The sequence below is a fragment of the Ensifer sp. genome, from assembly GCF_035999185.1.
GTDB lineage: Bacteria > Pseudomonadota > Alphaproteobacteria > Rhizobiales > Rhizobiaceae > Ensifer.
Genome location: NZ_DASYHB010000108.1, coordinates 1 through 6,538 on the forward strand (window position 1 = coordinate 1; position 6,538 = coordinate 6,538).

The 6,538-nt window shown below is 63.5% G+C and carries 6 protein-coding genes; 5 read left to right on the forward strand and 1 reads right to left on the reverse strand.

Annotated features, from left to right (window positions below; all coding sequences use genetic code 11):
• Together VGO04_RS11975 and VGO04_RS11980 are read left to right on the forward strand one after the other, a co-directional pair.
• A partial coding sequence (locus VGO04_RS11975; protein WP_327496178.1) for an FAD-dependent oxidoreductase occupies positions 1-1,447 on the forward strand: 1,447 nt, incomplete at its 5' end.
• A 1-nt stretch (position 1,448) separates the two neighbouring features.
• Positions 1,449-2,462, forward strand: coding sequence for an Ldh family oxidoreductase (locus tag VGO04_RS11980; RefSeq protein WP_327496179.1), 1,014 nt, complete (start codon positions 1,449-1,451; stop codon positions 2,460-2,462).
• Between the two features lie 19 nt (positions 2,463-2,481).
• Here the strand turns inward: VGO04_RS11980 and VGO04_RS11985 are convergent, their stop codons facing one another.
• Positions 2,482-3,195, reverse strand: coding sequence for a GntR family transcriptional regulator (locus VGO04_RS11985; protein WP_327496180.1), 714 nt, complete (start codon positions 3,193-3,195; stop codon positions 2,482-2,484).
• A gap of 349 nt (positions 3,196-3,544) precedes the next feature.
• Between VGO04_RS11985 and VGO04_RS11990 the strand changes: the two genes are divergently transcribed.
• The 3 genes from VGO04_RS11990 to VGO04_RS12000 form a co-directional block, all read left to right on the forward strand.
• Positions 3,545-5,044 (forward strand): aldehyde dehydrogenase, encoded by a 1,500-nt coding sequence (locus tag VGO04_RS11990; protein ID WP_327496181.1) that lies wholly within the window; start codon positions 3,545-3,547, stop codon positions 5,042-5,044.
• 2 nt (positions 5,045-5,046) lie between these two features.
• Positions 5,047-5,931 carry a dihydrodipicolinate synthase family protein gene (locus VGO04_RS11995; protein WP_327496182.1) on the forward strand — a complete coding sequence of 295 codons (885 nt, stop codon included), beginning with the start codon at positions 5,047-5,049 and terminating at the stop codon, positions 5,929-5,931.
• A 3-nt stretch (positions 5,932-5,934) separates the two neighbouring features.
• Positions 5,935-6,538, forward strand: a 604-nt coding sequence (locus tag VGO04_RS12000) for an FAD-dependent oxidoreductase (protein ID WP_327496183.1), incomplete at its 3' end; no start/stop codon positions are given.

The window sequence follows — 6,538 nt, forward strand, 5'->3', positions numbered from 1 at the left end:
CCCCTGGTGCAATCGGCGCGACGACCAATGGGGCGGTTCGCTCGAAAATCGTACACGGATGTCGCGGGAGATCCTGACGCGGATCAGGCAGGTCTGCGGTCCAGACTTCATCGTCGGCCTTGCCGTCAGCGACGAACCGGACGTGAAGGTCGCGCTTCAACGCGACGAACTTGCCGAAATCATCCGTCTGCACGACGAGCTTGGCCTCATCGACTATGTCACCTGTGGCTCGGGCGGTTATCTCGATTTCTACAAGCTGATGCCGACGTTCCTCTATCCCGAGAAACTGGGCGCCGACCTCGCATCCATCCTGAAAGGTGTCGTCAGGAATGCTGTGGTGATCGCCGAAAGCCACATCCGCACCCCTGAAAATGCCGAAACGGTGCTTGGCGAAGGATCAGCCGACCTCGTTTCGATCGTGCGCGGCCAGATCGCCGACCCTCATCTCGCGACCAAGGCGGGCGAGGATCGCCCGGAGGACATTCGCGGCTGCATTTCGTGCAACCAGATGTGCTGGGGACGCCGGTCGCGGGACTACTGGATCAGTTGCCTGATCAATCCCTCGGTCGGGCGCGAAACCGAATGGAACGGCGACCGCTTTGTAAAGACCGGCGATCCGAAACGGCTGATGGTCGTCGGTGGCGGACCCGCCGGACTGGAGGCGGCCCGGGTGGCCGCAGAACGCGGGCACAAGGTCGTGCTCGCAGAAGCATCGAGCCGTCTCGGCGGCAATTTCCTTTTGGCGGGCATGCAGCCGCGAAGGGCGCAGGTCCTCGATCTCATCGCCTGGTATGAGCGGCAACTCGACAAACTCGGCGTCGAGGTTCGCCTGAACTCCTATGTCGAGGCCGACGACATCGACGTTGCCGAATTTGACCGCGTCGTCGTTGCCACCGGCTCCTATTCCCCGGAGACAGGCTTCCAGAAGGCGCTGCCGACGGTCGAGACGATGCCGGGCCTGGAGAACGGCAATGTCTTCACGGTCGAAGCGGTCATGGCGCGCCAGGCGAGACCGGGCAAACGCGTGCTGCTTTTGGATGAAGGCGGCGGCTGGCGCGGTTGCGGCACCGCCTGGAAGCTTGCCGAGGAAGGCCACCAGGTGACGATCCTGACGCCCGATCCGTTCGTCGGCAAGGAACTGCAGAGAACCGCGGCCGACGTTCCGATGCGGCAGGCGCTGAGGAAACTCGGCGTCGAATGGATCGTCGAGGCGAGCGTCACCGAGTGGCATGGCAACGGCGCAACGATCGTCGATCACACGACGGGAGAGCGCCGGTTCATCGACGCGGATGCGTTGGTCACTGCCACCACGAATTCCCCGGCCGACTGGCTGATGCCCGGTCTTGCCGAACGCGATATCGTTGCGCACCAGATCGGTGACTGCGCCGCGCCGCGACAGGCGCCCTATGCATTCTACGAGGGCCGCAAGGCGGGACTGGAGATCTGACATGCAAGAGATCGAACTCAGCGAGAGTGACGCACGAGATCTGGCGCTCCGAGCCTGCCTTGGTGCCGGCGCCAACCCGGCGAGCGCCCGATCGCTCGCGGACGCAACAGTGTCGGCCGCCCGCTTCGGCCCGAGTGCTGTCGGGTTTCCGCACCTGGTCGACTATCTGAACAGTTTTCGTGAGGGACGCATCAATTGCGCTCCCGCGCCGGTCGCCACGCGCCCCTTCCCTGCTCATCTCGCCTGTGATGCCGACCGGGGCATCGCGCAACTCGGCTTCGACCTCGCCTTCCGCGACTTCGTGGATGCTGCCCGCACCTTCGGGATTGCGCTCTTCACCCAGAAGAACAGCTACACGACGGGAGAGCTCGGTTACTACGTGCGCCAGCTTGCGCTGGAAGGCTTGAGCGGACTTGCAGCGACCAACGCCAATGCCATGGTCGTGGCAAAGGCGGGAGGACCGGCCGTCTACAGCACAAACCCCATCGCCTTCGGATTTCCGCTCGGCGACACCGCGCCGCCACTCATCGTCGACCAATCGTCGAGCGCGACTGCCTACGTCAACATTGTCGCTGCCGCCGCCGAGGGGCGACCAATCCCCGAAGGATGGGCGGTCGACGCAGAAGGCGCAGATACGCAGGATCCGGAAAAGGCACTAATAGGCGCGCTCCTCCCGTTCGGTGGCCGCAAGGGGGCGAACGTCGCGCTGGTCGTCGAAATGCTGTCGGCCGGCCTCTCGGGCGGATCGTGGTCGCTCGACACGCCAAGCTTCCAATCGGGTGATGCCTCACCGGGCGTCGGGCTGACAGTGATTGCGATGACGCCCGGTCCTTCAGGCAGCGACCATGTCGCCCGCGCCCACAACCAGATCCGGCGGCTGGAGAAACTCGGGGTGCACGTTCCGGGCGTCAGCGGCAGGCAGCTTCCCTCGATGGAGCAATCGTTGCGTATGTCCCGCGCCGTCTTCGACGCCATTGATCGTTTTGCGTCCAACTGGCCAGGTGGACCGGCGTAACCCGGCGACGAAGGTCCCGTTACACGCCCAGAGAAATCGCCATCCCTTCCGGGGCGGCATACATCGCCATGTTCTTGCGCGACAGGTCGAGGTGTGCGCGGATCAACGCCTCCGCTCGGTCAGCATCGTGGTTCGCGATTGCATCGATGATTTCGTCGTGCTGGCGCGATGCCTCATGCAACTCCTCCAGCATGCGCGCGTTGCTCGGTCTGTAGAAAATCTTGCCGATGCGCGCATGATCGATCAGCAGCCGGCGAAGGCTTGGAAGAATGTACGCATTGTTGGCGATCTCGCCGACCCGAAGGTGAAATTTGTCATTGTAGAAGACGCGCCCGTCGACGTCATTGCTGTGAACCGCGTCGCGAAAGCTGTCCTGTATCTCGCGCAGGCCCGCGATATCTGCCTTCGACGCGTGTTCGGCGGCGAGCCGCGTTGCCGCGACATAGATCATCGGCGCGATCAAAAAGAAGTCCCGAAGGGATTGGTAGCTCATCGAGGTCACGCGGGCCGGCCGGTTCGCCTCAAGTTCGATGAACCCTTCCCCCGCAAGCTGCCGCATCGCTTCGCGCACCGGAGGGCGGGACAGTCCAAATTCCTCGCTCAGGGCGACTTCGTCCAGAACCGATCCGGGCGCGATCTGCATCGTCAGGATGCGGTGGCGCAAGGTGTGGTTCAGCGCAGCCTTTCGATCCGGACCAACGCCTGCTTCAGGTGAGCTTTGATTGTGCGCCATGACGAACTCCTTCTGCGGGCATCATGTCTACAAAAGGTAGACTGGTCAACGTATTTCGATTCTCGTCGACTTTCCCCTGCGACCACGCGGCTCCTTTTGCCTCCTCTTCAGACGACACGCAAGGCCCGACCGGCTGCACTTGCGTGTTAATCCTTGCCGCATGTTCGGTCACCGTCGCTCGCTCCGCAAGAGGAGCTGCCGCGCCGCCTTGCCGTCGCATTTCACGTGTCTATTGACAGTAGATCAAATGTCTATCTATTGTATTATGCGAAACGACGAGACGGGCCGATACGAGCATCGAGCCAGGTCGAGCGTTGCGGATGATTTTACGATTGATGGGAGCAGGCGAATGACGGAACTTCTGACGAGGGCGCAGTACGAACACATCGCGTCGAAACTGACCCTCCCTTCAAAGGCCATCATCGACGGCCATTCTGTCGACGCGAGGTCGGGACGCACGTTTGCGACGACCAATCCCGCGACAGGCGAGACGCTCGCGGACTTGCCCGCCTGCGGCCCCGAGGACGTCGACACGGCTGTTGCAAGCGCGCGGCAGTCTTTTGCCGATGGCCGCTGGGCAAAGCAGCATCCCGCCGCCCGCAAGCAGGTCCTTCTTCGCTTGGCCCAGCTTATCGAGGACAATCTGGTCGAGCTCTCCGTCATGGAGAGCCTCGACAGCGGCAAGACGATCCTCGATTGCCAGACGGTCGACGTGCCCGAGACCGTCAACTGCCTGCGCTGGCATGCCGAAGCGATCGACAAGATCTACGACCAGGTCTCGCCGGCCTCGAACGACCACATCGCGCTTGTCGTTCGCGAGCCGGTGGGCGTCGTCGGGCTCGTCCTGCCCTGGAATTTCCCGTTGCTCATGCTCGCCTGGAAGATCGGCCCGGCGCTGGCCGCCGGCTGCAGCCTGGTCGTCAAGCCTGCGGCCGAGACGTCGCTGACGGCGCTTCGGGTTGCCGAACTGGCGCTCGAGGCAGGCATCCCGGCCGGCGTCTTCAACGTGGTGACTGGCTCCGGCTCGCAGGTCGGCGAGCCGATCGGCCGGCACATGGATGTCGATGCCGTGTCGTTCACGGGCTCGACCGAGACCGGGCGCCGCTTCCTCAACTATTCCTCCGAGTCCAACCTCAAGGAAGTCGTCCTCGAAATGGGCGGGAAGAACCCCTCGATCGTCATGGACGACGCCGACGATCTGGACGCCGTCGCCGCGCATATCGTCAACGGTGCCTATTGGAACATGGGCGAGAATTGCTCGGCCATTTCTCGCCTGATCGTGCACTCCGCCATCAAGGGGAAGCTGCTCGACAAGATCGTCTCCGAGGTGAAGAACTGGCACGTGGGCGATCCGCTGGATCCGGACAACCGTGTCGGCCCCCTCGTCTCCGAGGCGCACTACCGGAAAGTCGCGAGCTATCTCGGCGATGGCGTGAAGGTTCTTCATGGCGGCGAAACCAGCAAGGGCCGTTTCGTTCACCCGACCATCGTCGAGGTCGAAAGCAACGCCGCCCGGCATGCGAAGGAAGAAATCTTCGGACCGATCCTGACGGTCATCACGGTCGACAGCCTGAAGGACGCGGTCGCGATCGCCAACGAGACGGAGTACGGCCTGACGGCTTCCATCTTCACCGGCAACGGCAAACGGGCCATGCGCGCCGCCCGCGCCCTTCGTGCCGGCACCGTTACCGTCAACTCCTTCGGCGAGGGCGATATCACCACACCGTTCGGCGGCTACAGGCAGTCCGGTTTCGGCGGACGCGACAATTCCGTCCACGCCCATGACCAATACACCCAGCTGAAGACCATCTGGCTCGATCTCAACGACGACGAAACCGCGGACCTCTAATCATGACCAGCTTTCCGTTTCCCGGACTGAACCTCGCAATCGCAACGCCCTTCGACGCGGAAGGTCGCATCGACTACGCCAAGCTCGAGCAGAACATCGAGCGCTACCTGGCGCTCGGCGTACCCGGCTTCGTGTTGAGCTCGGGCACCGGCATGCACGTGTATCTGACGAAAGAGGAATCGAATGAACTCGTGCGGCGCGGTTCGAGGATCATCAACGGCCGGGCCAAGGTGATCGCTCAAACCTCGGCATTGCTGACGGCCGACGTGGTCGAGCGGACGAAGTTCGCGGCCGATTGCGGCGCCGACGGCGTCATGGTCCTGCCGCCGTTCTTCGAAGGGCCGACGGACGATGAGGGCATCATCGAGTTCTACACGGAGGTGGCTGCCGCCGGTCTTCCGGTCATCGGCTATAACGTCCCCCACGCCGTCGGCGTGACCGTGACGCCGGAGCTTCTCAAGGAGCTTTGCGCGATCCCGAACTTCTGCGCCGTCAAGGACTCGAGCGGCGATCTCGGCAAGCAGGCATCGCTCATTCGTACCGGCCTTCCGGTCATGAACGGCGCCGACCACCTCGTGCCCTTCGCGCTCTGGTCAGGGGCGAGCGGGCTCATCTGGGGCGGCGCCAATTTTGCGCCGCGCACCGCGCTCGCGCTGGTCGCGGCTGCTACCGCCGGCGAATGGGGCAAGGCGCGCGACATCTGGTCCCTGCTCGAACCGGCGATGTCGCTCATCTGGGAAGGCGACTACGTGCAGTCGGTCTATGCCGCCGCGCAACTCACCGGTCTTGGTGCCGGCGCGCCGCGCAAGCCGCTCCGTCCACTCTCGGCAGATCGCGTCGCAACCATCCGCGCTGCTCTCGGCAGCCTGATCGAACGGGAAGCCTGAGCCGTGAACTCGCCCTCGAAAAAGGTCTTTGTCGCATCGAGGCTCCCGAAGAACACGGGCGTTTCCGGGTGGGTGGCGATGCTCCCTCCCCGCCAGGCAAGACCCCGGCTTGAGGGGCATATCACCGCCGACGTCGTCGTCATCGGCGGTGGCTTTGCAGGTCTTTCGGCAGCCCGCAGGATCATCGAGCTCGATCCGACACTCCATGTCGCCGTCCTTGAGGCCGGCGTCATCGGAGAGGCCGCGGCCGGACGAAATTCCGGCTTCATCATCGACCTTCCGCATGAGGTCTCGTCCGAAGACTACGGTGGAGACTCGGTCACCAAAAGCCGCGAGGCCATCGAGATCAGCCGCACCGCCATCGCCCTTGCCAGTACCGTTGCACAGGAACGGGGCTGGGGCCGCGAGGTCTTCGATCCGTGCGGACGCTATAGCGTCGCCATCAGCGACGAGGGCGACCGGCATCTCATCGACTATGCCAAGGGACTGGCGAAGCTTGGCGAAAAGCATCAGCTGCTCGATGCGCGCGAAATCGCCGACGTGACGGGCACGAACACCTATACGTCGGCGCTGTTTACGCCCGGAACCATCATGGTGCAGCCGGCGG

What these genes read in the sequence shown, in the direction of transcription:
- VGO04_RS11995 (WP_327496182.1), top strand. Translation starts at nt 5,047, where the DNA reads ATGACCAGCTTTCCGTTTCCCGGACTGAACCTCGCAATCGCAACGCCC.
- VGO04_RS11990 (WP_327496181.1), top strand. Translation starts at nt 3,545, where the DNA reads ATGACGGAACTTCTGACGAGGGCGCAGTACGAACACATCGCGTCGAAA.
- VGO04_RS11985 (WP_327496180.1), bottom strand. Translation starts at nt 3,195, where the DNA reads ATGGCGCACAATCAAAGCTCACCTGAAGCAGGCGTTGGTCCGGATCGA.
- VGO04_RS11980 (WP_327496179.1), top strand. Translation starts at nt 1,449, where the DNA reads ATGCAAGAGATCGAACTCAGCGAGAGTGACGCACGAGATCTGGCGCTC.